Origin of the sequence: Asanoa ferruginea, from assembly GCF_003387075.1 — a bacterium.
Classification (GTDB): Bacteria; Actinomycetota; Actinomycetes; order Mycobacteriales; family Micromonosporaceae; genus Asanoa; species Asanoa ferruginea.
Window position 1 is genome coordinate 8,291,228 of the sequence record NZ_QUMQ01000001.1, and the last position, 26,738, is coordinate 8,317,965.

20 protein-coding genes and 1 pseudogene are annotated in these 26,738 nt (G+C 72.0%); 15 read left to right on the forward strand and 6 right to left on the reverse strand.

Annotation, left to right across the window (positions count from 1 at the left end):
• Positions 1 to 144: 144 nt before the first annotated feature.
• Positions 145 to 546: an NUDIX domain-containing protein gene (locus DFJ67_RS38635; RefSeq protein ID WP_239097256.1), complete on the reverse strand. Its 402-nt coding sequence runs from the start codon at positions 544 to 546 to the stop codon at positions 145 to 147.
• A gap of 89 nt (positions 547 to 635) precedes the next feature.
• On the opposite strand from DFJ67_RS38635, the gene dinB reads away from it, so the two are divergent.
• From dinB to DFJ67_RS38650, 3 genes are all read left to right on the forward strand, one after another.
• Entirely contained in the window at positions 636 to 1,826 is a 1,191-nt protein-coding gene (gene dinB / locus DFJ67_RS38640) for a DNA polymerase IV (RefSeq protein ID WP_116074154.1), read from the forward strand.
• 558 nt (positions 1,827 to 2,384) lie between these two features.
• Entirely contained in the window at positions 2,385 to 3,224 is an 840-nt protein-coding gene (locus DFJ67_RS38645; RefSeq protein ID WP_275407663.1) for an isocitrate lyase/phosphoenolpyruvate mutase family protein, read from the forward strand.
• A gap of 10 nt (positions 3,225 to 3,234) precedes the next feature.
• Positions 3,235 to 4,197: a dihydrodipicolinate synthase family protein gene (locus DFJ67_RS38650; RefSeq protein WP_116074158.1), complete on the forward strand. Its 963-nt coding sequence runs from the start codon at positions 3,235 to 3,237 to the stop codon at positions 4,195 to 4,197.
• A gap of 6 nt (positions 4,198 to 4,203) precedes the next feature.
• Here the strand turns inward: DFJ67_RS38650 and DFJ67_RS38655 are convergent, their stop codons facing one another.
• Both DFJ67_RS38655 and DFJ67_RS38660 read right to left on the reverse strand, forming a co-directional pair.
• Positions 4,204 to 4,521, reverse strand: a complete 318-nt coding sequence (locus tag DFJ67_RS38655; RefSeq protein ID WP_116074160.1) for a hypothetical protein — start codon at positions 4,519 to 4,521, stop codon at positions 4,204 to 4,206.
• Positions 4,522 to 4,583: 62 nt separating this feature from the next.
• Complete coding sequence (locus DFJ67_RS38660) at positions 4,584 to 6,356, reverse strand: ABC transporter ATP-binding protein (protein ID WP_275407661.1); 1,773 nt, start codon at positions 6,354 to 6,356, stop codon at positions 4,584 to 4,586.
• 81 nt (positions 6,357 to 6,437) lie between these two features.
• Between DFJ67_RS38660 and DFJ67_RS38665 the strand changes: the two genes are divergently transcribed.
• The gene (locus DFJ67_RS38665; protein WP_239097255.1) at positions 6,438 to 6,851 is read left to right on the forward strand and encodes a MarR family winged helix-turn-helix transcriptional regulator; all 414 of its coding nucleotides are present in this window, start codon (positions 6,438 to 6,440) and stop codon (positions 6,849 to 6,851) included.
• A 108-nt stretch (positions 6,852 to 6,959) separates the two neighbouring features.
• Positions 6,960 to 7,754 carry an alpha/beta hydrolase gene (locus DFJ67_RS38670; protein WP_116074164.1) on the forward strand — a complete coding sequence of 265 codons (795 nt, stop codon included), beginning with the start codon at positions 6,960 to 6,962 and terminating at the stop codon, positions 7,752 to 7,754.
• 4 nt (positions 7,755 to 7,758) lie between these two features.
• Here the strand turns inward: DFJ67_RS38670 and DFJ67_RS38675 are convergent, their stop codons facing one another.
• Complete coding sequence (locus DFJ67_RS38675; protein WP_116074167.1) at positions 7,759 to 8,181, reverse strand: MarR family winged helix-turn-helix transcriptional regulator; 423 nt, start codon at positions 8,179 to 8,181, stop codon at positions 7,759 to 7,761.
• Between the two features lie 65 nt (positions 8,182 to 8,246).
• Here DFJ67_RS38675 and DFJ67_RS38680 point away from each other — a divergent pair, with 65 nt between their 5' ends.
• Positions 8,247 to 10,295: an MMPL family transporter gene (locus DFJ67_RS38680; RefSeq protein ID WP_116074169.1), complete on the forward strand. Its 2,049-nt coding sequence runs from the start codon at positions 8,247 to 8,249 to the stop codon at positions 10,293 to 10,295.
• A 62-nt stretch (positions 10,296 to 10,357) separates the two neighbouring features.
• Here DFJ67_RS38680 and DFJ67_RS38685 read toward each other — a convergent pair whose 3' ends face one another.
• Positions 10,358 to 11,203, reverse strand: a complete 846-nt coding sequence (locus tag DFJ67_RS38685) for a helix-turn-helix transcriptional regulator (RefSeq protein ID WP_116074171.1) — start codon at positions 11,201 to 11,203, stop codon at positions 10,358 to 10,360.
• An 81-nt stretch (positions 11,204 to 11,284) separates the two neighbouring features.
• Between DFJ67_RS38685 and DFJ67_RS38690 the strand changes: the two genes are divergently transcribed.
• The 4 genes from DFJ67_RS38690 to DFJ67_RS38705 all read left to right on the forward strand — a co-directional run bounded on the left by DFJ67_RS38690 (position 11,285) and on the right by DFJ67_RS38705 (position 15,279).
• A complete protein-coding gene (locus DFJ67_RS38690) occupies positions 11,285 to 12,334 on the forward strand; it encodes an LLM class flavin-dependent oxidoreductase (RefSeq protein WP_116074173.1) in 1,050 nt (349 codons plus the stop codon).
• A gap of 76 nt (positions 12,335 to 12,410) precedes the next feature.
• Entirely contained in the window at positions 12,411 to 13,838 is a 1,428-nt protein-coding gene (locus tag DFJ67_RS38695) for a M1 family metallopeptidase (RefSeq protein ID WP_239097254.1), read from the forward strand.
• Between the two features lie 44 nt (positions 13,839 to 13,882).
• Positions 13,883 to 14,587 (forward strand): YqeB family protein, encoded by a 705-nt coding sequence (locus tag DFJ67_RS38700; RefSeq protein ID WP_147315781.1) that lies wholly within the window; start codon positions 13,883 to 13,885, stop codon positions 14,585 to 14,587.
• Complete coding sequence (locus DFJ67_RS38705) at positions 14,584 to 15,279, forward strand: sulfotransferase-like domain-containing protein (RefSeq protein ID WP_239097253.1); 696 nt, start codon at positions 14,584 to 14,586, stop codon at positions 15,277 to 15,279. The genes DFJ67_RS38700 and DFJ67_RS38705 overlap by 4 nt, the downstream gene beginning before the upstream one ends.
• On the opposite strand, the gene DFJ67_RS38710 is transcribed toward DFJ67_RS38705, so the two are convergent.
• A complete protein-coding gene (locus DFJ67_RS38710) occupies positions 15,276 to 16,172 on the reverse strand; it encodes an aminotransferase class IV (protein ID WP_116074181.1) in 897 nt (298 codons plus the stop codon). The two genes, DFJ67_RS38705 and DFJ67_RS38710, sit on opposite strands and share 4 nt — an antisense overlap.
• A 68-nt stretch (positions 16,173 to 16,240) precedes the next feature.
• On the opposite strand from DFJ67_RS38710, the gene DFJ67_RS44505 reads away from it, so the two are divergent.
• The 5 genes and pseudogenes from DFJ67_RS44505 (at position 16,241) to DFJ67_RS38735 (ending at position 26,646) form a co-directional block, all read left to right on the forward strand.
• Positions 16,241 to 18,757 (forward strand): tetratricopeptide repeat protein, encoded by a 2,517-nt coding sequence (locus DFJ67_RS44505; protein ID WP_147315782.1) that lies wholly within the window; start codon positions 16,241 to 16,243, stop codon positions 18,755 to 18,757.
• 239 nt (positions 18,758 to 18,996) lie between these two features.
• Complete coding sequence (locus DFJ67_RS38720) at positions 18,997 to 21,687, forward strand: fibronectin type III domain-containing protein (protein WP_116077169.1); 2,691 nt, start codon at positions 18,997 to 18,999, stop codon at positions 21,685 to 21,687.
• A gap of 34 nt (positions 21,688 to 21,721) precedes the next feature.
• Positions 21,722 to 22,675, forward strand: a pseudogene (locus DFJ67_RS38725) (AAA family ATPase); the annotation flags it as partial.
• 393 nt (positions 22,676 to 23,068) lie between these two features.
• Positions 23,069 to 24,202 carry a DUF58 domain-containing protein gene (locus DFJ67_RS38730; RefSeq protein WP_116074185.1) on the forward strand — a complete coding sequence of 378 codons (1,134 nt, stop codon included), beginning with the start codon at positions 23,069 to 23,071 and terminating at the stop codon, positions 24,200 to 24,202.
• Complete coding sequence (locus DFJ67_RS38735) at positions 24,196 to 26,646, forward strand: transglutaminaseTgpA domain-containing protein (RefSeq protein ID WP_116074187.1); 2,451 nt, start codon at positions 24,196 to 24,198, stop codon at positions 26,644 to 26,646. Before DFJ67_RS38730 ends, DFJ67_RS38735 begins: the two co-directional genes overlap by 7 nt.
• Positions 26,647 to 26,738 lie beyond the last annotated feature (92 nt).

Sequence of the window (26,738 nt, forward strand, 5' to 3'; positions counted from 1 at the left end):
CGACGGGGACGTTACCGAAGGGCTACGACATTGCAAGCGCGTGAATCAGAAGGACAATTCAGGGGTACGCGGGCACAAACGTCCTCAACAGACAACCGTTGGCAACGATTACACGGAAACGGTGGGGTCTCCTTCACAGGATCGTTACCTGACGGCCGGCCCGTGATGCCACGGCAACGCGACCGGCGACACCGGACGGCGCCCGGCCGCCAGATCCGCGAGCAGCCCGGCCAGCCCCAACGGGATGACGGTCTCCGCCGGCTCCCGCAACTCCGCCACCGTCCACCATCGATGCCCGGCGTGTGCCGCCACCTCGTGGTCCAGCATGCCGGCAGTGTCGGGCTCGAACGCGTCGACCCGCAGCGCGAAGAAGTGGTCGCGGAAGAAGCCCGCGGCGAAGCCGAGATCGGCAAATCCGCCGACCTGCGCGACCGGAGCGCCCAGGTCGGCCGGCGCGACCACGAGCCCGACCTCCTCGCGCACCTCACGCGCCGCCGCCTCGGCCAGCGACTCGCCGGCCTCGACGCCACCGCCGGGCTCGGTCACCGGTTGCCAGGATATCGGCGCCTCGCCAAAATTCTGACCGCGTTATCGCCGCACGCTCTGGACAGGGCCTGAGCTGCCCATGCGAACATATGTTCGTGTCAGAAGGGACCATCCTCCACGCCGACCTCGACGCGTTCTACGCGTCGGTCGAGCAACGCGACGATCCCAGCCTGCGGGGCCGTCCGGTGATCGTGGGCGGCGGCGTGGTCCTGGCGGCGAGCTATGAGGCAAAGGCTGCTGGCGTACGCACGGCGATGGGCGGCCACGCCGCGCGGCGGTTGTGCCCCGAGGCGATCGTGGTCGAGCCGCGGATGTCCGCCTACACGAGGGCGAGCCGGGCGGTCTTCGAGGTATTCCGGCAGACCACCCCGATGGTCGAGGGCCTCTCGATCGACGAAGCGTTCCTCGACGTCAGCGGGTTGCGGCGGATCGCCGGGCCACCGTCGGAGATCGCGGCCGGCCTGCGGCGGGCGGTGCGCGACCAGGTCGGGCTGCCGATCACGGTGGGCGTGGCGCGCACCAAGTTCCTGGCCAAGGTGGCGAGCGCTGTCGCCAAGCCCGACGGCCTGCTGGTCGTGCCGACCGACAAGGAGTTGCAGTTCCTGCATCCGTTGCCGGTCGAGCGGTTGTGGGGCGTCGGCCAGGTGACCGCCGCGAAGCTCCGCGACCGACGGATCTTCACGGTCGGCCAACTCGCCGGCCTCGGCGAGGCGACGCTGGTGTCGCTGCTCGGCCAGGGCGCCGGCCGGCACCTCGACGCGCTGGCGCACAACCGCGACCCACGCGCGGTGCAGACCGGCAAGCGGCGTGGCTCGATGGGCGCCCAGCGGGCCCTCGGCCGCGGGCCACGCACCCCAGCGGCGCTCGACGGCATGCTGGCCGGTTTGGTCGACCGGGTGGCTCGACGTATGCGCGGCGCCGGCCGCACGGGCCGCACGGTTGTGCTGCGCCTGCGTTTCACCGATTTCACCCGGGCGACAAGGTCGCACACCCTGGCCCGCGCGACCTCACACACCCAGACGATCCTCGACGCCACGCGCCGGCTGCTGGCAGGCGCGCTGCCGATGATCGAGGAGCGCGGCATCACCCTGATCGGCATCTCGGTCGGCAACCTCGACGACCACTACCTCCAACTCCCGCTTCCCTTCGTGGAGCAGGACGGGGTGGCCCTCGACGCGGCACTGGACGCGGTCCGCGACCGCTTCGGCTCCGCCGCGATCACCCGCGGGGTCCTGGTGGGGCACAACCCCGGTTTGGAGATGCCTATGCTCCCCGACTGACACCACGCCGCACCTGATTAGTGGCCGTCACCACTAGCTCAAAATTGTCCCATTTATGGCGAGCTGAAGGCGCGACAGCGTAGCGTTCCGTAAGTGCTCGGTGACGAGTTGGTGATCGTGCGGGGCGGAGACGGCCGCCACCACGGCGGACGGCGGGTCGGCACAGACCCGAGCCGCGAGCAGGGCTCCGCGGCAGACCGCGACCACCGCGAACCGGAACAAACGGCCAGCCGCGACCGCCACGAACCCGAATCAACGGCCAGCCGCGACCACCGCGAACCGGAACCAACCGCCACCCGCGACCGCCACGAACCCGAATCAACGGCCAGCCGCGACCACCGCGAACCGGAACCAACCGCCACCCGCGACCGCCACGAACCCGAATCAACGGCCAGCCGCGACCACCGTCAACCGGAAACAACGGCCAGCCGCGACCGCCACGACCCGACCCCGCCGGCGCATCGCCAGCACCAGCACCCCAGCGGGGGCGAGGCCGCCCCGGAGCATGGGCATCCCAGTGCCGTGGATGGGGTGGACGTGGCTCCGGTGCCGCGGGCCATGTTGCGGGATGCGTTGGCTTCCGGGGATCTTGTGGTGGCGCCTGGGTGTTACGACGTGGTCGGGGCTCGGGTGTTGGAATCGGCGGGGATTGACGCCGCCTACCTGACGCCGTTCGGGTTTCAGGCTGCCGACGCGCCCTCGCCGCACGCCTCGCAGGATCCCTGGGAGCGTTACCTCGATCGGGCGCGGGAACTCGTCGACGCCGCCGGCCTCGCGATGATCGTCGACGGGCAGACGGGCCTGGAAGGTGACCGCAGCGCCGAGGAGCGGGCGGCCGATGCGTTCTCGGCGGGGGCGGCCGCGTTCGTGGTCGAGGATCGGCTCGGGTTCGGCAAGGATCGGCCGCTGCGGACGATGGTCGAGATGGGGCGGGAGATCGCCGTGGTCCGGCGGGAGCTCGGGCGCGAAACCACCGTGATCGTGCGGACCGACGCCGTGCGTGACTCGGTCGACGACGCGCGCAACCGGTGTGAGTCCTATCTGGACGCTGGGGCCGATCTCGTGTTGCCGTTGATGACGCGCTACCTCAGCTATCCCGACTCGCCGGCCGATCGGGAGCGGCGGATGTCCGCTTATCAGTTTCTGGTCGACCGGGTTCCGGCCGGCCGGATCGTGGTGCACTCCCCTACCGGGCGGCACCTTCCGGTCGACGAGGCGCGGCGGATGGGGTTCGGGCTCTACCTGATGTCGCAGTTGCTGATCGCCGCCTCGGTGACCGGGATGGCCCGCGAACTGGCCGCCGCGCTCACCGACGAACCCGGGCCGCTGCCGCTGCTCACACCCGTCGACCTGGCGACGCTCACCGGCGTCGACCGATGGCTCGAGAACCGATGGTGAGAAGAGAGACATGACCGACGCTAAGACGTGGGCCCGCACGAATCTGTCGGGCTACATCCCGGTGACGTTCACGCCCTACACGGAGAGCGGCACCATCGACGAGGCCGCGCTGCGCAGAGACGTCGACTACACGCTGAGCCTGCCCGGAGTCGGCGGCCTCTACGTCGGCTCGGTCTGGGCGGAGTTCTGGCTGCTGACCGTTCCGGAACGCAAGCGGCTCGCCGCGATCGTGCTCGACGCCGTCGCCGGGCGGGTGCCGGTCGCCGTTTCGGCGACGCACACGGCGCCTGACGACGCGGTGGATATCGCCACGCACGCGGCCGAGTCCGGGGCCGGTCTGATCATGCTCTGGCCGCCGTTCTTCGGGCCGCGTGGTGAGAACGGCGTGCTGGCCTTCTTCGACTACGTGCTCGGCCGGGTGCCGGCGCCGTTCGGGATCTACAACACGGCCATCACCGAGGTCGGCTACGAGATCAGTCTGCCGGTGATCCGCGAGCTCGCCGAGCGGCCGCAGATGGCGCTGCTGCTCAGCGGCGCGATCCGGCTCGACGTGTTCCTGGAGACACTGGCGGCGGTCGGCAAGGACATCATGGTGACCAGCCCGGTCGAGGAATACTTCCTGGTCGCCCGGATGATCTATCCCGAGGTGGCGCCCGATGTGGTGATGGGGTCGAGCCGGGCGTTGTTCCTCCAAACGCCGCGCCAGCCCTACCTGCACGAGTTCTTCGTCGCCGTCGAGAAGGGACAGTGGCACGACGCGCAGAAGCGGCTCGGCTGGATCATGCAGGCGGGCGAGTTCGCCCACGGTGCCGCGTTGCGTGAGGGCAAGACGCCGCTCGGGCTGATCAAAGCGCTGCGCGGCGCGTACGGGCAATCCGGCGGCACGCCACGGGTGCCCATCCCGGCACCGGGCCCCGACGAGGTGGGCCAGGCCGTCTCGAACCTGCGGGCCGCCGGCCTCGACCCCTTGTAACGAGAGCTAGGACTCTTCGTACCGCGTCGGCGGGAATGGGTTGTCCGCGCTCAACGGGCGGGTCTCGCCCTCGTCTTCCTGCCGCGCGCCGATGCCCTCGATGTCCTGCACGAGCGCCGAGTCACCCAGGTCGCTGGGCGCCGGGTCGTCGGTCGCGGGTGGCACGTCGTCGGGGTCGTAGTCGCTGGTCCCGGCGTCGACCCGCTCCTCCTCGGTGCGGCGCGCCAGCTCGTCGTCGTCGAGCCGCTGTGGCGCGCCTCCGTGGAAACGCCGGTCCCGCTGGCCCTCGGCCGCCTCGGTGGTGAAGTCCTCTTCCCTAGCCATCCATCCAGTCTTACCCCGACCGGCGGCCACCCGCCCGCGAACCGGCGGGCCAAGCGACGAGATCAGGCAGCCAGCGCCGCGTATCGGCCCGCCGAGTCGACGAGCGTCTCGTGCGTACCCGATTCGAGCACCTGGCCGTGGTCGACGACCACGATCTGGTCGGCGTCGCGGATGGTCGACAGGCGGTGGGCGATCGTCACGGTCGTGCGTCCCTGAGCCAGCCGGTCGAACGCCTGCTGCACCGCCCGTTCCGTGGAGGTGTCCAGCGCACTGGTCGCCTCGTCAAGAACGAGAATCTTCGGATCCCGCAGCAGGGTACGAGCGATCGCTATGCGCTGCTTCTCCCCACCGGAGAACCGGTGGCCGCGCGAGCCGACGGTGGTGTCGTAGCCATCGGGAAGCGAGACGATCACGTCGTGGATCTGGGCCGCCCGCGCCGCCGACTCGATCTCGGCGTCGCTGGCCGACGGAGCCGCGTAGCGCAGGTTCTCCCGGATCGTGGTGTGCAGCAGGTAGGTCTCCTGGCTGACCACGCCCACGATCGCGGCCAGGTCGGCCAGCCGCAGGTCGCGCACGTCGACCCCGTCGATCGTCACCCGGCCGGCGGTCGGGTCGTAGAGGCGGGCGATCAGCCCGGCGATCGTGCTCTTCCCGGACCCGGTCTCGCCGACCAGCGCCAGCGAGGTTCCGGCCGGCACGTCGAGCGTGACACCGGCGACCGCCGGGGTCGGGCTGCCCGGGTAGGTGAAGCTGACATCCTCCAGGCGCAGGTGCCCGACCGGGTGCTCCAGCGAGACGGGCGACGGCGGGTCGTCGACCTCGACCGGCAGGTCGAGATACTCGAAGATCCGCCCGAACAGGGCCAGCGAAGCGGTCAGCGTGACACCCACGTTGAGCAGCCCCATCAGCGGCCGGAACAGGCCGGCCTGCAACGCGGTGAACGCGACCAGCGTGCCGATGCTCAGCGCGCCGGCGGAGAACGGCAGGCCGGCGCTCAGGTAGATCAGCGCGGGGATCGCCGCGAAGATGATGCTCATCGAAGCCATCCGCCAGCGGCCGGCGAGCTCGGAGCGCAGTTCCAGGTCGATCAGCCGGCGCGACGAGGCGGTGAACCGCTCGACCAGCGCGCTGCCGGTGGACAGCGTCTTGCTGAGCTGCGCGCCGCTCACCGAGAGGCCCTCTTCGATGGTGACGTTGAGGTCGGCGAGTTCGCGCTGGCGCTGCTCGGTGATGGCCCGGCGCATCCGGGCGACCCGGCGGGTCAGGTAGATGGCCGGTGGCAGCACGATCAGCGAGACCAGCGACAGGCGCCAGGACAGCGCGACCATGGCCGCCATGGTGGCGATGGTGGTGGTGAGGTTCGACGCGACCGACGTGGCCGTCGTGGTGACGACCGCTTCCATGCCGCCGATGTCGTTGGTGATGCGCGACTGCACCTCGCCGGTGCGGGTCCGGGTGAAGAAGCCGACCGACTGGCGGTGCAGGTGGGCGAAGACCGTCGTACGCAGGCCGTGCATGACCTTCTGCCCGACAGCGGTCGATATCCAGGTCTGGATGACGCCGAGGGCGGCGGTCGCGGCGGCGACGCCGATCATGCCGATGACCAGCCACACCAGCAGCCGGACGTCCTGCCGCGGCAGGGCCTGGTCGATGACCGCGCGGAGCAGGAACGGCGATGCCATCGCGATGATCGACGACGCGATGATGATCAGGGTGACGACCGCGAGGGGCCAGCGGTGGGGGCCGAATAGGCGCCCGATCCGGCGCAGCGACACCTCGCGGGCCTGGGTCTTCTCGGCCTCGCTGGCGCGACGGCCACGTTCGTAGGAAGGCAAGATCCGGTGGTCCTCCTGGACGAGATTGCTGAGGTTCCCTCAACATGAGGTTACAACCTGATCCGTTGGTACGGTATTCCCGTGGATGACGGCGAGAGCCTTTCCGAAGCCTTCTGGGGCGTGGCCCGCCGCCTGCGGCACCTCAACCGGCAGACGATGGCGCCCTGGGACGTGACGCCGGGCATGTGGCGCGCGCTGAACGCGCTGGTCGACAACGGCCCGATCCGCCTCGGCGACCTGGCCGAGAAGCTGCACATCGCACCCCGCTCGACCACCGAGGTGGTCGACGACCTCCAGCAGCGCGGCCTGGTCGAGCGCCACCCAGACCCGGCCGACCGCCGCGCCATCCTGGTCGGGCTGACCGAGGCGGGGCACGCGGCCGCCACCGCCATCCAGGAAGCCCGCACCGCCGAGGCCGCCCGCTTCTTCGGCGCCCTCTCGCCCAGCGACCGCGACGACCTCAGCCGCATCCTGCACGGCCTGGCCCGCGACTGAGCGGCCTGGCCCGCGACGCAGCGGCCCCGCCCACGACGCAGCGGCCTGGCCCGCGACTGAGCGTGAGCGGGACACCGCGAATCGTCCGTCCCCGATAGAGTCCCGCCCATGGCATCGCTCCCACGCCGCCGTGTCGCGGCCATCGTTTGCTGCGCCATGCTGACGGTCGGCTTCGCGGCCGCCTGCGGAAAAGACGAGCCGCCGCCGGCTCCGCCATCGAGCGCCGACCAGGCGCCCGAACCCGAGCAGCGGTGCGGGTTCCGGTCCAAGGACACCATCGAGAAGGTCGTGCTGACCACGTCCGACGGTGTCGAGCTGGCCGCCGCCCGGTTCGGCAGCGGCCCCCGCGGCTTGGTGCTCGTCCACCAACTCGACAGCGACCTCTGCGGCTGGTACCCGCAGGCCGACACGTGGGCCGACGAGGGCTACCAGGTGCTCGCCTTCGACCAGCGCTGCGACGGCGAGAGCGAGTGCGGCGGGCCCGACCAGGCGACCGACGTGCCGGCCGCCGTGGCCGAGCTGCGCCGCTCCGGCGCCAAGACCGTGCAGCTCATCGGCGCCTCCCGCGGCGCCGCGATCTCCCTCGTCGCGGCCGCCCACCCGGAGAGCGACGTCGACGCCGTGGTGTCCCTCTCGGCACACGACCCGCGCTACTCGGCGTCGGCCACCGCGCCGATCACCCCCGAGGAAGCCGCGCCAGCGCTCAAGGTGCCGCTGCTGTTCGCCTGCGCCGACAACGATCCGTCCGCTTTCTGCGGCGACCAGGCCAAGGAGTTCCTGGCCGCCGTGGCGACGACCGACAAGAAAGAGATCGAGCTCAAGGACGCCAGCCTGCACGGCTGGGACATGCTCGGCGCCATCAAGTCCGATGTGGACGCCTTCCTCGCGGCGCACGCCGGATAGGGCCCTAGTCGGTCGCCGCGAGGACCCGGTGCAGGAGAGCGTTGAGGGTCGCCGCCTCGGCGGCGGTCAGGCCGAGCGCGGCGGGCTGGTTCATCCGCGCGATCACCGGCCAGGCCCGGCCGAGCAACTCCTCGCCCGCCGACGTGAGGCGCAACGCCAGTGACTGGCCGCGGCGGGGCTCCGGGTGCTCGACGAGACCGTCGGCGACCAGGCTTCGCAGCAGCGAACCCATGCTCTGCGGCGTGACCCGCACCTGGCGGGCCAGGTCGGCCGAGGAGATGCCGGGGTCGCGGTGCAGCGTGGCCAGGATCCCGAAGAGGTGTGGCTTCAGCCCGACCTCGGCCAGCTCCGCGGTGAACACGCGACTCAACGCGTGGCTGGCCCGCACCACCGTCCAGGGGACGACGGAGTCGTCGTCGAAGTCCATGTTTAGTAGCGTAGGGTTCCGGCTAACCATAAGGATCCTTATACCCAATCCCCCGGACGGCGACGATGTGGACCGAGTGGATCCTGCGGCACCGACGACTGATCATGCTCGGCTGGCTGGTGCTCGCGGTGATCGGCGGCGCCCTGGCGCCGCGGACGATCGACCGGCTGAGCTACGAGTTCAGCTTCCCTGGGCAGCCGGCCTACGAGGCCAACCAGCGGATCGAGCGCACCTTCGGCGGTGGCGGCGGCGTTGACCCGCTGGTCGTGACCGTCACGCTGCCGGAAGGGCGGGCGGTGACCGATCCGGCCATCCGCGAGGAGTTGGGCACCGCACTCGGCGCGCTGAACCAGCCCGGCTGGCGGGTCGCGTCCGTGCTAGACGTGGCCGACCCGGCACCGTTCGTCTCGGCCGACGGCCGCACCACGTTCGCGCTGGTCTACCCGCCCTACACGCCGGGCCCCGGGCCCTACGCCGCCGCGCTGCCGCGGATCGAGGAAGCGCTGGCCCGCACCAGCGTCGGTGGCGCGCCGCTGCTGGTCACCGGCGTCGACCCGCTCAACGAGAGCGGCGGCGGCTCCGATCGCCCGATCATCGTCGAGATCGCGCTGGGCGCCGGTGGCGCGCTGATCGTGCTGGCGCTGGCGTTCGGCTCGCTGCTGGCGTTCGTACCCCTGCTGATGGCCGCCGTCGCGATCACCACCACGTTTCTGCTGCTCCTCGGGCTCACCGCGGGCGTCGACGTCTCGTTCATCGTGCAATACCTGGTCGGCCTGATCGGCCTCGGCGTCGCGATCGACTACGCGCTGCTGATCGTTATGCGCTGGCGGGAGGAGCGCGCCAACGGCGCCGAGAACGAGCAGGCCGTGCGCACGGCGATGGCCACCGCCGGCCGCGCCGTGGTCTTCAGCGGCGTCACCGTCGCCATCTCGCTGCTCGCCCTGGTCGTGCTGCCGCTGCCGTTCCTGCGCAGCATCGGCCTCGGCGGCCTGCTGATCCCGCTGGTCAGCGTGCTGGTCGCGATGACCCTGCTGCCCGCGCTGCTCGCCTCGGCCGGCCCCCGGCTGGAGTGGCCGCGCCGGCGCCCACCCGCGACGGAGAGCCGGGCCTGGCTGGCCATCGGCCGGTCGGTCCTGCGGCACCGCTGGGTCGCGATCGTGCTCGCCACCGCCGCGCTGGTGGTCCTCGCGCTGCCGGTCTTCGGCCTGCGCCTCGGCTCGCCGGAGATCGCGGCGATCGCGGGTGGCGACAGCCCCGCGGCGGTCGGCTACCGCAACCTGGTCGACGCTGGGATCAGCCCCGGCGTGCTGCGCCCCGTCCAGGTGCTCACCACCGACGGCGCGGCGGAGGTGGCGCGGGTCGACGGCGTCCTGGCCGTCGTCACCCCGACCGGCCCGGGCTGGACCGCCGGCGACGAGCGGCTGCTGCCGGTGCTGCTCGACGCCGACCCGGCCACCCCCGCCGGAGCGGCCACGGTCGAGCGGATCCGAGCGGTCGCGCCCGGCGAGGTCGGCGGCACCGCGGCACAGGACGCCGACTCGGTCAAGGCGATCTACGGCGACAGCTGGTGGGTGCTCGCCCTGGTCGTGCTGGTCACCTTCGCCCTGCTCGCCCGCGCCCTGCGATCGGTCTGGCTGCCGATCAAGGCGCTCCTGCTCAACGTCGTCTCGATCGCCGCCGCGTACGGCCTGACGGTCCTGATCTGGCAACGCGGCTACGGCAGCGAAGCGCTGTTCGGGACCGAGGCGAGCGGCTCGATCACCGTCTGGGTGCCGATCGCCGCGTTCTCGTTCCTCTTCGGACTGTCGATGGACTACGAGGTCTTCATCCTGTCCCGGATCCGCGAGGGCCACGACGACGGCCTGTCCACCGACGACGCCACGGTGCACGGCATCGGCTACACCGGCCGGCTGGTCACCTCGGCCGCCCTGATCCTGGTGCTGGCCTTCGTCGCCCTGTCGACGGTGCCGGTGGTCGACGTCAAGATCTTCGCGAGCACGCTCGCCCTCGGGATCGCCCTCGACGCGACCATCGTCCGCGGCGTCCTGACACCGGCCCTGGTCGCGGCATTCGGCCGGGTCAACTGGTGGTGGCCCGCCCGCCGATTGCCGTGATCGCGGCCCGCGCCCGCTCCCGCTCATCCGGGTTGCGGCGCAAAACGCTCACCGCCGGCACGCTACTCAGGAAGCACGAGCCCGTCCGGCGGCGAGGTGACCAGCGAGGCGAGCAGCCGGAGTCGTTCCGCGGACGCGGAGCCCGGGGCGGCGCCGTTGAAGATGATGCGTTGGCCCGGGTCGTCGGGGAGCCGCAGGCTCTCCTCGTTGAGGGTCAGGCGGCCGACCAGCGGGTGGTCCCAGTCGCGCACGGCGTGCAGGCACTCGGCGACCGGATGGGTGGCCCAGATGCGGGCGAACTCCGGGCTGCGGATGCTCAGGTCGCCGACCAACTCGGCCAGCATCGGGTCGTCGAGGGCGTCGCTCGACGCGTTGCGCAGGTAGGCGACCGTGTTGCGGGCCTCGCGCTCCCAGTCGACGACGAGATCGCGCATCGCCGGCTCGAGGAACATCTGCCGGGCCATGTTGGGGCGTTCGTCGGTGCGCAGCCCGAGCAGGGCGTAGCCGAGACGGTTGGCGCCGAGCAGGTCGGTGCGCCGGCCGACCACGATCACCGCCTGGTCGGTGGTGCTCTCGGCCAGCGCGAGCACCGAGTCGCGGATTGTCTCCGGGCCGGCGGGGCGACGCGGGACGGCGGCGGGGCGGGCCAACCGTACGAGATGAAGCCGTTCGGTCTCGTCCAGACGGAGCGCGTTGGCCAGGGCGTCCAGCACCGAGTCGGACATCTGGTGGCTTTCACCCTGCTCGATCCGGGTGTAGTAGTTCACACTCACGCCCGCGAGCTGGGCCACCTCCTCGCGGCGCAGGCCGGGGACGCGGCGGGATGCGCCATATGTCCGGATGCCGGTAGCCGCCGGGGTCAAAGCCGCCCGGCGGGATCGCAGGAAATCGCCGAGTTCGCTGCTCATGGGCCGAATTCTTCCTCTCGTCGGCGTGGGTACCCACCACAGGGTGTGGTCGCCGCCCTCACCGGGTTGCAACCTAGTTGCGTGAGCAAATATTCGAACCCAGTGACCCTGGGCCTGGACACCTTCGGCGACGTCCTGTCCGACAACGCCGGCAAACCGGTCAGTCACCCGGAAACCATCCGCGGGCTGGTCGAGCACGCCGTGCTGGCCGACCAGGTCGGCCTGGACTTCTTCGGGATCGGCGAGCACCACACCTTCGACATGCCGCTGTCGGCGCCCGACCTGGTGCTGGCCGCGATCGCCGCGCGGACCAGCCGGATCCGGCTCGGTTCGGCGGTCACCGTGCTCAGCTCCGACGACCCGGTCCGGGTCTTCCAGCGCTACTCGACCCTGCACAGCCTCTCCAACGGGCGCGCCGAGGTGATCCTCGGGCGCGGGTCGAGCACCGAGTCGTTCCCACTGTTCGGCTTTGACCTGGCCGACTACGAGGAGCTGTTCGAGGAGAAGGTCGACCTTTTCGCCCGGCTGCTCACGGAGGAGCCGGTCACCTGGTCCGGCCGGCTGCGGGCGCCGCTGGTCAACGCCGACGTGGTGCCGCACACGGCGGGCGGCCCGATCCCGACCTGGATCGGCGTCGGGGGCAGCCCGAAATCGGTGATCCGGGCGGCCACGTACGGGATGTCGTTGATGCTGGCGATCATCGGTGGGCCGGCCGAGCGCTTCGCGCCGTTCGCCGACCTGTTCCGCGAGGCGCAGCGCCGGCTCGAGCAGCCGGCGAAGCCGATCGGCGTGCACTCGCCTGGTCACATCGCCGACACCGACCAGGAGGCCTACGAGCAGCTCGTGCCGCACTACCTCGAGGTGCTCACCCGGATCGGCCGGCAGCGCGGGTGGCGCCCGCCGACCGCCGACCAGCTCCGGCACGAGATCGAGCACGGCTCCTGGTACGTCGGTTCGCCCGAGACCGTGGCCCCGAAGATCGTCAAGGCCCTGCGGACGCTCGGTACCGAGCGGTTCGACCTCAAGTACGGCCTGGCCGGCGTGCCGCACGACGCGGTCATGCGCAACATCGAGCTGTACGGGACGAAGGTCGCGCCGTTGGTCCGCGAGATGCTCGCCGACGAGAGCTGAGTTCGCGTTCACGACAACCGGGTGCCGGTCACGCCGCGTCTGAAGGCGCGTGAACCTCTCGACGCGCCGATGCGGCGTGGCCGGCCTCGCCCTGGTCGCCCTGCTCGCCGGCTGCACCGCCGAAACACCAGCGGCGAGGCCGGGCCCGACCGCGCCGATCACCACCCAGACCGAGGAATATGCCGCCGGGCGGTCCACGCCCGTGCTCGACCCGATCTACCCCGAACACGGCACCGACGCGCTCGACGTGCTGCACTACGGGCTCGCGCTGGACTGGTCACCGACCAAACGGACGCTGACCGGCACGGCGACGCTGCGCATCCGGCCGACCAAAGACGCCCACTCGCTGACGCTCGACTTCAAGCCGTACACCATCGATGTGTTGACTCTTGACGCGCGACCCGTGACCGGCGCGGTGACCAGGGAGAAGCTGGTCGTGGAAACCCCGGTGCGGGCCGACGTGCCGGTCACCCTCGTGGTCGGCTACCACGGCAAGCCGTCACAGACACCGATGCCGTCACAGCGCGGCGACACGCACCCGCTCGGTTTGACCGTCGACAGCCAGGGCGGGGTCTGGACGATGCAGGAGCCGTTCGGCGCGTTCACCTGGTATCCCGCCAATGACCACCCTTCCGACGAGGCGCTCTACGACATCGCGGTCACCGTGCCGACGGGCTGGTCGGGGGTGGCCAGCGGCACGCCGGTCGGGCAGGACGGCAACACGTTCCGCTATCGCAGCACCGTTCCCGTGGCGTCCTACGCGACCACGCTCGCGGTCGGGAAGTTCCGGAAGTCGACCGCCAAGGGGCCGCGCGGGATTCCCGTCACCTACTGGTATCGCGCCGACGATCCCGCCGTGCTGACCCACCTCAAACGCTCGACCACGCTGCTTTCCTGGCTGGACAAGCGTTTCGGGCCCTATCCGTTCGAGTCGGCCGGCGTCGTCGTGGTCGAGTCGGGCTCGGCGATGGAGACCCAGCAGATGGTCACGCTCGGCAACTTCTTCTCGATGGTCGACGCGCGGTGGTTCGACCTGACGACGCTGCACGAGTTCGCGCACCAGTGGTTCGGCGACGCGGTCACGCTGACCGACTGGCGCGACATTTGGCTCAACGAGGGCTGGGCGCTCTACGCGCAGAAACTCTACGAAAAAGAGACCTACAACATCAGCGAAGCCGATTTCGTACGGGCCAGCCGGCAGCGCGACGGCGAGCTACGGGAGAAATACGGCCCACCGAGCCGGCCGGCGCGCAACCAGTTCGGTGCGAGCAACGTCTACTACGGCGGTGCGGCCATGCTCCGGCAACTGCACCAGGCGCTCGGCGACGAGCGGTTCTACGCGCTGGCGCGGGGCTGGGTGCGGGAACACCTGAACACCCAACAGAGCCGGGCGAGCTTCACGGCGTACGTGAACAAGACGACCGGCCACGACTTCACCTCATTGATCGACGCGTGGCTGGACTCGCCGACCACGCCGCCGGAGACCGGGCCGCTGCCGGCGTGATGCGGGGCGGCGGGAGAACCCGGTCATCGGGCACAATCTGCGGCGTGGCCGCCGATTCGTCGTTCGACGAGACCGTTGTCGACGACCCGGGTGCCCGAATTCTGTTCTGGGTGCTGTTCCCGGTGCTCGGCGCCGGGCTCGGCTGGGTGCTGCAGTGGGCCGCCGGCTGGATCGCCGACCTGCCGGTCGCGCCGTTGCACGCCGTCTTCAAGGCGATCGACGAGGCACCCGACCCGCAGGCGACGCTGGTCGCGATCGGCGTCGGCGCGGTCGTCGGCCTGGTCGTGTCGGTGCTGGCCGTCGCCGACATGCTGGTGGTGCGGGTCGGCACCGGCGAGGTCACGCTGACCCGGGGCGGGTCCAAGGAACGCCGGGTCGCCCGTGGTGACATCACCGCGGTGTTCTTCGATCGCGACTACCTCGTGCTGATCGGCCGGGAGGCGCGCGAGTTGGCCCGGGAGAAGACCGACCTGTCGAAGACCCGGATCGCGGAAGCGTTCACCAGCAAGGGCTATCCCTGGCGGGCCGACGGCGACCCGCACCGCGACGAGTTCCGGATCTGGACCCGGCTCGACGACGACCTCCCGGGTGTCGCACACGGCCTCCTGATCGACCGGGCCGCCGCGCTGGAGAAGGGCAAGACTGACGACGCCGCCGAACTTCGCGAACAACTGCTGAAACTGGGCATCGTCGTACGCGATGAGAAGAGGAAACAGCAATGGCGGCGCGATCGGCGGGAGCTGGCGTGACCCGGATCGCGATGTGGTCGGGGCCGCGCAACGTCTCGACGGCCCTGATGCGCAGCTTCGGCGCCCGCCCCGACTGCGCGGTCGTCGACGAGCCGCTCTACGCGTCCTACCTGGCAGCGACCGGGCTCGACCATCCCGGCCGGGCCGAGGTGCTGGCCAGCCAGCCGACGCGCTGGTCGTCCGCGGTCGCCGCGCTGGAGCGGCCTTCCGGGAAAGCGCTGCAATACGAGAAGCACATGGCGCACCACCTGCTGCCCGAGGTCGGCCGCGGCTGGCTCGGGCGGGTGACCAACGCCTACCTGATCCGCGACCCGGCCCACGTCGTCGCCTCCTACGCCAAGGTGCGCGGCGAACCGACGCTGGAAGACCTCGGCTACCCGCAACAGGTCGAGATCTTCCGCCGGCACGGCGGCCCGGTGCTCGACTCGGCGGCGCTGCTGCGTGACCCGGCCGGCCAGCTCAGCAAGCTGTGCGCGGCGCTGGGGATCCCGTTCGACGAGGCGATGCTGCGCTGGGAGTCGGGCCCGCGGGACACCGACGGCGTGTGGGCGCCGCACTGGTATGCCGCCGTCGAGCAGTCGACCGGTTTCGCGCCCTATCGCGACTCGCCCGCGCCGGTGCCGGCGCACCTGGCCCCGCTGGTGGTCGCCGCGCAGCCGTTCTACGACGAGTTGGCCGCGCACCGCCTCTAGATCGCGGTGGCGTGGGCCTTCGCGTGCTCCTGGTAGATCGCGGCGAGCTTGCCGGTCACCGGTCCGGCCTGGCCCGAGCCGATCGTCCGGCCGTCGATCGTGGTGACGGCGGCCAGTTCGCCCATCGTGCCGGTGCAGAACACCTCGTCGGCGGTATACATCTCGACCAGCGAGACGTCGCGGACGGTGACCGGGATGCCGGCTGCGGGCGCGAGGTGGAGCACCGTGTCGCGGGTGATCCCTTCGGGGCAGGCGACCGTACGCGGGGTGACCAGCTCGCCACCGGTGACGGCGAACAGGTGGGTGGCGTTGGTCTCGGCGACGAACCCGCGCGGGTCGAGCATCAGCGCGTCGTCGGCGCCGGCCACGTTGGCCTCGATCTTCGCGAGGATCGAGTTGAGCAGGTTGGCATGGTGGATCTTCGGGTCGAGCACGTCGGCGCCGGGACGGCGGACACTCGCCGTGATCAGGGTGAGGCCGCTCGTGTCGTACACCGGTGGCTTGTGCTCGGCAAGCACGATGAGCGTGCAGCCGGCGGTGTTGAGCCGCGGGTCCATGCCGCTGGTGAGCTTGACGCCGCGGGTGAGGGTCAACCTGACGTGCACACCGTCACGCATGTCGTTGGCTGTCAGTGTTTCCTGGACGGCGCTTGTTATGTCCGAATCGGACGGAATGTTGGTGAAGGCGAGCGCGATGGCGGACCGCCGCAGCCTTGCCAGGTGCGCTTGGAGGGCGAAAATCTTGCCGTCGTAGAGCCGGAGCCCTTCCCAGACCGCGTCGCCACCCTGGACAACCGAGTCGAACGGCGACAAACCGGGCTCATCGCGGTGCCGAAGCACGCCGTTGACCCAATAGCGGATCTCAGCGTTCCGCGCGTCGTACCTCTGAAGCATTCACCCAGCAGATCACGGCTGTCCACACGACTAGCGCCGAGGGCGGCCACAAGGGCAGAGTGTCCTGCGTGTCGCTGCCCTCCCCGCTCGCCGCCGCGCTGCGCCAGGCCCACGCGTTACGCGACGCCGGCGACCTGACCACGGCCCGGGCCATGCTGGCCGACGCACTCGACCGCGCCCGCCCGATGCTCGGCGACGACCACCCTGAGCTGCTCGGCGGCCAACACGCGCTGGCCACGATGCACCGCGAGGCGGATGACCCCGCTGCGGCTCGGCGGGTGCTAGAGGACGCGATCGCCGCGGGCGAACTGCACTTGGGCGAGGCCAACCCGCTGATGCTGGCGCTCTCCTTCGACCTGGGCCACGTAGCCGAAGAGCTAGGCAACCGCCACGAGGCCCGCCGCAACTTCACCCGCGTCGCGACCTACGGCCCATCCGCTTTCGGTGAAGATCATCACATGGTACGCACAGCAGCCGCGTACCTATCCGCCGCCGGCGTCGAGGTCCCCCCGATCCCGCCGCTCCAGTCGGCCGTGGCCCCGCCGCCTCCGGGTTATCCACAGTCTCCCGGCTACGACCCGTTCGCACCTTCGCCCACGGCGCCGCCGGCTGCCGGCGGGCCGGGATTCGGGCCTGTCGCCCCCGGACCGATGCCGTCCGGCCCGGGTCCTGCCGGTTCCCAGGGTTTCCCGCCGCCGGTGGCCACGCCGCCCGGCCAGATGCCGGCCGGTCCACACAGCTTCGGCCCGTCGACACCAGGTCCGATGCCGCCGAGCCCGGGTCCTGCGGGCTCCCAGGGTTATCCGCCACAGAACTTCGCACCCTCGGGCCCAGGTCCCGCCGGCCCCGACGCTTTCGCGGGGCCTGGTCCGCAGGATTTCGGGCCGCCCCCGACGGCACCGCCGGGACCAGCGGTATCCCGCCAGGCACAGGCCGGCGCTCCTGGCGTCGGATCGTCGACCGGCGGGCCGCGGGCTACCGCGTTCTCGCCGGGTGGCGGCGCTACATCGGCGGCGGGCGGAACGCCATCGGGGCCGCCCACGACCTGGCCGCCACCGGCCGGCGCCAGTGGCGGTGTCCCGCGGCAGCCACAGTCGCCCGCACCGGTTGCCGCCGCCGGCGGGCCAGGACAGGTGACGCACTCTCCGCGAGTGGTGCCGGCTGGGGGCGACCGAGGACCGGATGGGGCCTCCTTCGGCCCAGGGTCTGCTCCGCAAAGTGGGATGCCCCCGGGTGGGCCGGGCCGCGAGGTGGCGCCCGGGGTGTTCGTCGTCGCACCCGCCGGTGGCGCGGCAGACGGAGTTGCGGCGACCCGCGCCGCCGTCAACGCTCCCACCCAGGCTTTGCCTACCCAGCCGCCGCGGACCGGGGCTGCACCGGGGCAACAGGACGGTTGGTCGAACCGGAACGAAGCCAGGCGCGGCACGTCTGCCGCGTCGGGCACGCCGCAGGAGGTCGCCGGCGGTTCGATGAACCCGATCGGGTGGAGCGGCCCGGCCACCAACCCGAACGACCAGGGCGGCAACACCGCCACGTGGCAGACGACTGGCGGCAACGCCACCGAGCAGGGCGGCAACACCGCCACGTGGCAACCGACTGCCGGCAACGCCACCGACCAGGGCGGCAACACCGCCACGTGGCAACCAGCTGCCGGCAACGCCACCGACCAGGGCGGCAACACCGGCACATGGCAGCAAACTGGCGGCAACGCCAGCGATCAGGGCGGGAACGGTGGCACCTGGCCGCCGTCGGGTGGGCAACCCGGCCTTGGCTGGCCGGCCGCCGACGGCCAGCGCGGAGCCGCCCCCGGCCAACCGCGAATCGACCAGGCCGGCAATGGCCGGCAAGCCGCGAATGGGCAGGCGGGCAACGGTTGGCAGGCCGCCAACGGGCAGGGCGTGACCGGATGGGGTGGACAGCCGACGGCCGCTCCTGGCTGGGGACCGCCTGGTGGCGCGCCCAGCGGAAACCCTCCCGGGCCGTGGGGGCGGGAGCTGGAGCCGGTGCGGCCGCGGATGCCGCAGGGCTTGGGAAACCGCCACGAACCTGGCGCCTCTCCTACCTCGGCGATCGAGGTGGCGCCCGTATCCCTGCATGGTCCGATGGCAGCCGCCGCGGCGCGGGAGCGGACGCGGGGGCGCAGTGCGACGGTGGCCGCGTTTGTCGCCGCCGCCGCGGCGGTCGTGGCCGCCGTGTTGGTGATGTTCGTCGTGCTGCGGGACCACAATGACCCTTCGCGGGTCGATGCGCTGCCGGAGATCAGCGCGGGCGCACCGGTGCCGAGTGGGCCGGCGCTCGGTGGCGAGCCGCCGACCGACCTGGCCGTGCGGGAAGACGGCGACGGGCTGCTGTTGACCTGGCGCGATCCGACCGCGGGCACGGTGCCGTTCATCGTCGCCGCGGGGAAGGCCGGGACGCAGTTGCGGGCGATGGGGCCGGTTGAGCCCGGTGTGACCCGGTATCTGGCGAGTGGGTTGGCCACCGAGGCCGACTACTGCTTCACCGTCGTAGCCGTCTACTCGACCGACCGCTATGCCACGTCCGGTCAGGTGTGTACCAACCGTTCGGCCCGTTCTCCGGGCTAATCCACAATGGGTCGGTGCCGCGCGCAACTGCGGCGACCTGCACGAACGCGAAGTTGGCTCGCCGTTGTCCACAGGGCACGCGCGCACTGTCCACAGCCGACCACAACGGGTGCGCACCCGCATTGACAGCCCAATATGATGGCCCCTGGCTTTCGGGGAGGAACGCCTGGGCGACCATTGGTCGCCTACACACGGGGTGGGAGGGTTAGCCGGCTGTGGCCACCACAGACAACGGCACCATGACAGGCGGCGACGGCGTCGCACCGGATCTCGGCAAGGCGCTCGACGAGGCGCTGGCCAAACCGCGGCGGCGCATTCCGCGCGGCGGGCTGGTGACCGGCGGTGTGGTGATCGCCCTGGTGGCCGCGATGGGCTTCACGGTCCTCGGGCTCGGGGTGGCCGACAACGCGGTGGCCAACTACGACGCGAGTTCCTGGCTGTGGAGCCGGGCCAAGAGCGAGGTCGCCCGGGTCAACGGGCTGACCGGCCGGGTCGACACCCGGGTCGAGGTCGGCCAGGCCCGCAACCACTCGATGCAGGTCACCCAGACCGATCGCTTTTTGATTCTGCGCGACCTGACGACCGGCCAGGTCAGCTCCCTCGACCTCGCGACGCTTCAGGTCATGGCGACCACCCGCACCACCTCTGGGCTGGGCGTGAGCATCGCGATGCGCGACGACGCGGCCTTTGTGGTCGACGCGCCGCAGGGCGTGGTGCGCCAGCTCGACCCGCGTTCGCTGGTGCCGATCGGCGAGCCGGTTCGCTATCCACCGGGCATCGCGGGCGGCACGTTCGACGGCACCGGGCGGCTCTGGGTCGCCGTGCCGAGCGAGGGCACCGTGTCCGCGATCACGCCGGCGCCGTTGCCCAGCGCGCCGGCCGATCCGCTGCCCACCGGGGCCGCGGCGCTGGTCGGCGTGTCCAATCCGGGCAGCGGTGGTTCCGGCGGTGGGGTGAGCCCGGCGCTGGTCAAGACCGTGACGGTGGCCGACCCGAGCCACGACCTCGCGGTGACCACACTCGACGACGGCGTCGCCGTGCTCGACCGCACCAGCGGGGCGCTGACCACCGTGCGCGGCGAGCGCGAGCACAAGGTGGTCCTCACGCTGTCCGGCATCGGCGCGGTGCCGCCGCGCACCAACGGCGGCGAGGTTCCGGTCACGGTCGCCGACGGGCGGCAGGTCGTGGTGGTCGGCGAGAGTGGCCCGACGACCCAGTTCGTGGTGCCCGGCGAGGGTGACCAACTGCGTCCGGCGGTGGCCTGGGCGGGCCGCTTCTACTGCGCCGACGACCGCACCGGCACGGTGCACGTGTTCGACGAGCACGGTCAGCTCGTCGACACGATCGAGGTGAAGGGCGCCAACGGGCCGCTCGAGCTCGAGGTGCGCGAAAACTACCTGTTCATCAACGCGCCCAACTCGTCGACCGCACGGGTCGTCGACGACCACAACCAGGTGCGGGTGGTCGACAAATACGCCGACGACGTGCTGGGCGACGACCCGCCGAAGGACCCGCCGAAGCCGCCGCCGGTGAAGGAGAAGGTGGTCGGCAAGCCGGGTGCGCCGAAGGCGGTGACCGCGACGGCCGGTGACAAGCTGGCCCGGGTGAGCTGGCGCGCGGCCAACGAAAACGGCTCGGCCATCACCAAATACGTGGTCGAGGGCGGCCCGCAGCCGGTCGAGGTCGGTGCGCGGCAGCGGTCGATCGAGATCGCCGGGCTGACCAACGGCGAGACCTACCGGTTCGCGGTGCACGCGGTCAACGGCAAGGGCGCCGGCCCGGTGAAGAACAGCAACCCGGTGATGCCGACCGCCGACGTGCCCGACCCGCCGGCCAGCGTGACCGCCGAGGCCCGGCCCGACGGCACGGTGCGGGTGAGCTGGCCCGCCGCCAACGGCCAGGGCAACAAGATCGCGAAATACGCGGTGACCTCGTCGACCGCCGGTGCCACCGCGCCGGCCGGCGAGACCGCCAAGACCGAGCTGATCGTGCCGGCGGGCGACCTCGACTACGGCACGCAATACGCGTTCACCGTGGTGGCGGTCAGCGACAAGGGCGCGGCGTCGACACCGTCGCCGTCGAGCGACACCGTGGTGCCGTTCACGGTGCCGGGCAAGCCGCTCAACATCTCCGCCGTCGCACCCGACGCCGCCGGCACCATCACAGTGAGCTGGGGCGTGCCGACCGACAACGGACGACCGATCACGGGTTACGCCGTGACCGTAGGCGGCAAGACCACGCAGACCGCGGGCACGTCGCAGACGATCACCGGGCTGCCCGCGGGCCAGCCGGCGACCGCCTCGGTGACGGCGGTCAACGAGGCCGGCGAGGGTCCCGCGGCGACGGCCACCGCGACGACGATCGACGTGCCGACGCTGACCCTCGGTGCGGCGACGGCCACGACGACGGCGGTCTCGGTGCCGATGACGGTCAACACCCACGGCAGCGCGTCGCAGTGCCAGGTCACCCTCAGCGGCGAGGGCCGCACGGTGGCCAGCGGCTGGACCACCTGCGGCACCATCACGATCGACGCCTGGCGGGCCGGCACGACCTACTCCTACACGGTGGAGGCGCGCAACAACGCCGGCACCGCCAACGGTGGCGGCGCGCGCAACGTCAACACCGGTGCGGTCAACGGCACGGTGGCCTGCAACGACAGCGGCGGCACCTACTGCGACGACGGCATCGGCGTCTACACCGGCACCCGCCAGGTGCTCGCCGAGGCGGTCGGTGACACGCCCAACGGCACCGGCTACGGCGCCTGGTGCAAGAAAGCCGGCACCAACATCAAGGCCGTGCAATACAACAACAACAAGGCGAGCACGTGGTGGGTGCAGATCACCTTCAAGAACAACGCCCGCTACATCCCGTTCGCGTGGCTGAATCTCAACAACGGCGACAACATCAACGGCTTGCCGACGTGCGTGTGAGGATCCTTCGGTGACGCAACCACAGCACGAGCCGCTGCCGGCCGGGCACATCCAGGGCTTCGCGGCCCTGGCCGCTCGGCTCGCCGAGTCGATCGGCGCGGTCGTGCTCGGCAAGGACGAGGTCGTGCGGCTGACGCTGACCGCGTTGTTCGCGCAGGGGCACGTGCTGCTCGAAGACGTGCCCGGCGTCGGCAAGACCACGCTGGCCCGGGCGCTGGCGGCGAGCGTCCACGGCCAGTGGCGGCGCATCCAGTTCACGCCCGACCTGCTGCCGTCCGACGTCTCGGGTGTGACCATCTTCAACCAGGCGACCCGCGGGTTCGAGTTCCACCCCGGCCCGGTGTTCGCCAACATCGTCATCGCCGACGAGATCAACCGGGCGTCGCCGAAGACCCAGTCGGCCCTGCTCGAGGTGATGGAAGAGCGCACGGTCACCGTCGACGGCGTCCGCCATGGCGTGCCCCGCCCGTTCCTGGTCGTCGCGACGCAGAACCCGGTCGAGATGGACGGCACCTACCGGCTGCCCGAGGCCCAACTCGACCGGTTCCTGATGAAGCTGTCGGTGGGCTACCCCGACGAGGCGGTCGAGATCGAGGTGCTGCGCGGCGCCAACCTGCGCTCCCCCGACGCGATCGAGCCGGTCACCGACACGGCGACGGTCGGCGAGATGGTCCGCATGGCCCAGCAGGTGCACGTCGCCGACCCGCTCTACGCCTACGCGGTCCGGCTGGCCGCCACCACCCGCGCCCACCCGCACGTCCGGGTCGGCGTCAGCCCCCGCGGCGTGATCGCCCTGACCCGCGCGGCGTGCGCCTACGCCCTGATCCAGGGCCGCGGCTACGTCCTGCCGGAAGACCTCAAGGCCCTGCTCGGCCCGGTGTTCGCCCACCGCATCCTGCTGACCCCCGACGCCCAACTCCGCGGCACGACGGCCGACGAGGTCCTGGCCGAGGCGATCCGCGCCGTCCCGGTCCCGCTCCCTGGCGGTGGCGGCCCGTCGGGCGGTGCCGGGGTTCCGGCACAAGGTCGGCCCGGCGCATCCGGGCGCGCGTCCTCGGGGCGCGCCAACCCGGTCGGCTCGGCGCAACCGGCCACGGCCAGCTACGGCACGCCGGCACAGGCCAACGGCGTCGCCCATGCGGCGCCGGCCACGCCCGATTACGGCACATCGGGCCAGGGAGACGGCGCCAGCGCGGCCAAACCCGGTTACGGCATATCGGGTCAGGGAAACGGCGCCAGCGCGGCCCCGCCCGGCTATGGCACGTCGGGCCAAGCCAACGGCGCAGGCCCGGCCGGCTATGGCGCTTCCCCACAAGCCCGCGCTGGTCAGGGTGGGACGTTCGGGTTCGGCGGGCTGCGGCCGCTACCCGGGAGCTGATCCGTGCGGCCCACCGCCCGCGGGGTCGGGTTGGCCATAGCCGGCGTCGCACTAGCAGCCGCCGGCTGGCGTTTCGGCTACCCCGAACTGGCCGCGCTCGGCGGTGCCGCCCTGGTCGCGGTCGTCTTCGCCGTGTTGCACGCGGCATGGCGGCCACGTCTCGACGTATCAAGGAAGGTCGAACCCGACCGGGTCGGCCGAGGCGAGCCGGCGGGCGTCACGCTGACCGTGCGCAACAGCGCCCGGCTGCGCGCCGCCAACCTGGTCGCCCACGACCGCTGCGGCGCCGCCGCCGTGCCGGTTCCGGTGCTACGACTGCGCCCCGGGCGAGACACCACTGTGGACTACCCGGTGCCGACCACCCGGCGCGGCGTGGTGCGGGTCGGGCCGCTGCGCGTGTCCCGCCGCGACCCGCTCGGCCTGGTCACCGCGGCCCGGTCGCACGGCGGCACCGGCACCGTCTGGGTGCACCCGCGGATCCACCCGCTCGCGGCCGTGCCGGCCGGCGCCATGCGCAGCCTGGACGGGCGGGTCGACAGCGTCCCGCACGGCACGATCACGTTCGACTCGCTGCGCGAATACGTCGTCGGCGACGAACTGCGCCGGGTGCACTGGCGCACCAGCGCCCGGATCGGCGAGCTGATGGTCCGCGAGCAACTCGACACCAGCCTCCCGAAGCTGGTCGTCCTGCTCGACAACCGCGCCACCGCCCACCCCGACCGCGCCGGCGGCGAGGCACCCAGCTTCGAGGCCGCCTGCGAGGCTGCCGCGTCCGTGGTCACCGCCGCCGCGCGTGAAGACGTCGACGTCACCCTGCTGCTGGTCGCCGGCGAGACCGCGCCCGCGCCGCACCCGCTCGACCGGCTCGCCGAGGCCGACCTCGTCGCCGGCGATCTCAAGGCCGCCACCGACCGGCTCCGCCAGCAGCGCGCCGGCGACACCGTGATCTTCCTGACCGGTGCCGGCGGCCGGGTCGACCTCGGGCTGATCGGTTCGCTCCGCGGGCCCTACGCCGCGATCGTGGTGGCCGTCTTCGGCGAGGGCGGCACACCCTCCGCGGCCGAGGGCATGGTCGTCCTCGACGCCACCGACGGCGAGTCGTTCGCCGCAGCCTGGGACACGGTGCGCGGATGGTGAGGTTCGCGCGGGCCGCCGTACCCCCGTTGGCTCTGATCGTCATGATCGCCGCCGCGGCGCTGGCGCTCGGCCGGGTCTATTCCGGCTCGGTTCTGGTTCCGCTGGTCGGGGGTGCCGGCGCGGCCGCCGTGCTGATCTCCGTTGCCGCCCGCCGCTCTCCGTCGTGGCTGGTCGCGCCGCTGTCGGTGGTCGGCCTGGCCGGCTACACGCTCGGCGCGGTGTGGTGGTCGGCCAACCGCGCGGGCCTGCCGGGGCCGCTGCGCGACCTGATCGTCGAAGCCGCCCGCAACGGCATCCCGCGCCTGCTCACCGCGCTGATCCCGGTCGAGCCGACGCCCGACACGGTCATCGTGCCGGTGGTCGCGGCCTGGCTCGCTGGTCTCGCCGGCGCCGAACTCGGCCTGCGCTGGGGACGACTGCTCATCGGGTACGGCCCACCCGTCCTGCTCTTCGCCGGCGCCCTCTACGTCGTCGGTCCCAACGCGACGACCGCCCTGGCCCCGGTGCTGATGGTCGTGGTCGCCGCGGCCCTCGGTCTCGCGGTCACCGGCCGCCCGCCCGCGCCGGCCGCCGCACTCCCCCGCGCGGCCCGGATGGCGTTGCAGCTCCGCACGGTGCTGGCCGCCCTCGCCGCGATCGCCCTCGTGGCCGCGACCGCTCCGCTGATCACCCAGCGGGTCGAGGCGACCCCCGTCGACCCGCGGCAATACGTGCAGCCGCCGCAGGTCGACAGCCTCGACGAGAACCCGCTGATCCGCATCTCGGGCTGGGCGCTCAACCCCGACCAGAAGCTGTTCGACGTGCGCAGCGACCGCGATGGGCCCGTCAGGATCCGGCTGGCGGTGCTCAGCGACTACGACGGGATCACCTGGCGGGTCGGCGCCGTCTACCGGGGCGCGGGCCGGGTGCTGCCGGCGCCCGCGACGCTGCCCGACAACACGGTCGAGCCGGTGACCCAGCAGATCACGATCGGCGACCTGTCCGGCCGGCTGCTGCCCGCCGTGCCGACACCGTCGCGTGTGGACGGTGTCCGGGTCGCCTACGACCCGTCGACCGGCACGATGATCGAGCCCGACGGGCTGCACCCGGGGCTGGCCTACACGGTCGCGTCGGAGGCCGAGCAGCCAGACCTCAACCTGCTGACGGCCGCCGACGTGCCGTTCGGCGACGGGATCGCCCGGATGCTCGGGCTCGGCCCCGGCGCACCCGACCAGATGCGCGAGCTGGCCGACCGGCTGGCCGCCGACGCGGGCGGCAGTGCCTACCAGCGGGCGCTGGGCATCGAGGACTACCTGGCGACCCATTACCGGATGGTCGCCGACGCGCCGAGCGGGCACGCCTACCCCAACCTGGCGTTCTTCCTGTTCGGCCCGGCCAACGGCGGCGGGCAGCGGGGCACGTCGGAGCAGTTCGCGGCCGCCTACGCCGTGCTGGCCCGGATGATGGGCCTCCCGACACGCGTCGTGGTGGGCTTCCGGAGCGAGACCGGCACCGGACCCGTCCGGGGCGCCGACGCGCAGGCCTGGCCGGAGATCTACTTCAACGACGTCGGTTGGGTGCCCTTCGATCCGCTGCCCAAGCCCGACCAGACCCCGGAGACGCCGGAGAGCGAGCCGCCGAAGCCGGAGCCACCGACCCAGCCGCCGTCCGAGGCGCCACTGCCCACGGTCGAGCCCACGGTCTCGCCGACGGCGGCACCGATCGTGGCGGCGGGGCCGGGTGGGTCCGGCGTGGCACCGGCGTACACGATCGGTGGTGGCGGTGTGTTGCTGCTCGTGGTCGCGGCGGTGTGCGCGCTGATGCTGATGCGGCGCGGGTTGAGCCGGCGCCGGCTGGCCACCGGCACGCCCGGCGACCGGGTGGCCGGCGCCTGGCTGGAGGTCCGCGACGCGCTTCGGCTCGCTGGCTCCCCCGCACCGCCGCATCTTTCGGCGACCGAACTCGCGGCCCACGCGGCGCAAGCGGTCACAGACCGCGCCACGCTAGCCGCGGCCGACCGGCCGGGGGACCGCGCGAAGCCCGGCGCCGCGGACCGGCCAGGAGACCGCGCGAAGCCCGGCGCCGCAGACCGCCCAGGAGACCGCGCGACGCGCGCCGCTGCGGACCCGTCGCGAGACCGGGCCACGCCGGCGGCCGAGGCCAACCGGGAAGACCGCGCCACAGCGGTCCGCGCGGAGGAGTGGCAGGTCCGCTCCACGCCACGGCCCGCCGTCGAGCCGGCCACGACCGTGGCACCGCCGCCCGAGCTCGCCACCCTCGTCGACCTGGTCAACCGTGACGCGTTCGCGCCCGACCAGGTCGGCGAGGCCGACGCCGCGAAGGCCGGCACGGCGGCCCGCGCCTACCACGCACGGCTCCGGGCGGCCCAGTCCCGCTGGCGACGCCTGCTCTGGCCATTCCACCCCGGCCCACTGCGCTGGAACAGAGAACACCCCGAGGGGTAGGGCGGCGACCCACCGCCCCGTGCGGGTAGCTTGGCGAACGAAAGCGCCGGCTCGCGCCGCGCGCGCTGGCGGCCCGCACGACCCGCAAGGAG

Bases quoted from the DNA above. Each gene is read 5' to 3' on its own strand.
- dinB (WP_116074154.1), top strand. From the start codon at position 636: ATGTTCGTGTCAGAAGGGACCATCCTCCACGCCGACCTCGACGCGTTC.
- DFJ67_RS38645 (WP_275407663.1), top strand. From the start codon at position 2,385: ATGTTGCGGGATGCGTTGGCTTCCGGGGATCTTGTGGTGGCGCCTGGG.
- DFJ67_RS38650 (WP_116074158.1), top strand. From the start codon at position 3,235: ATGACCGACGCTAAGACGTGGGCCCGCACGAATCTGTCGGGCTACATC.
- DFJ67_RS38655 (WP_116074160.1), bottom strand. From the start codon at position 4,521: ATGGCTAGGGAAGAGGACTTCACCACCGAGGCGGCCGAGGGCCAGCGG.
- DFJ67_RS38670 (WP_116074164.1), top strand. From the start codon at position 6,960: ATGGCATCGCTCCCACGCCGCCGTGTCGCGGCCATCGTTTGCTGCGCC.
- DFJ67_RS38675 (WP_116074167.1), bottom strand. From the start codon at position 8,181: ATGGACTTCGACGACGACTCCGTCGTCCCCTGGACGGTGGTGCGGGCC.
- DFJ67_RS38680 (WP_116074169.1), top strand. From the start codon at position 8,247: ATGTGGACCGAGTGGATCCTGCGGCACCGACGACTGATCATGCTCGGC.
- DFJ67_RS38685 (WP_116074171.1), bottom strand. From the start codon at position 11,203: ATGAGCAGCGAACTCGGCGATTTCCTGCGATCCCGCCGGGCGGCTTTG.
- DFJ67_RS38710 (WP_116074181.1), bottom strand. From the start codon at position 16,172: ATGCTTCAGAGGTACGACGCGCGGAACGCTGAGATCCGCTATTGGGTC.
- DFJ67_RS38720 (WP_116077169.1), top strand. From the start codon at position 18,997: ATGACAGGCGGCGACGGCGTCGCACCGGATCTCGGCAAGGCGCTCGAC.
- DFJ67_RS38735 (WP_116074187.1), top strand. From the start codon at position 24,196: ATGGTGAGGTTCGCGCGGGCCGCCGTACCCCCGTTGGCTCTGATCGTC.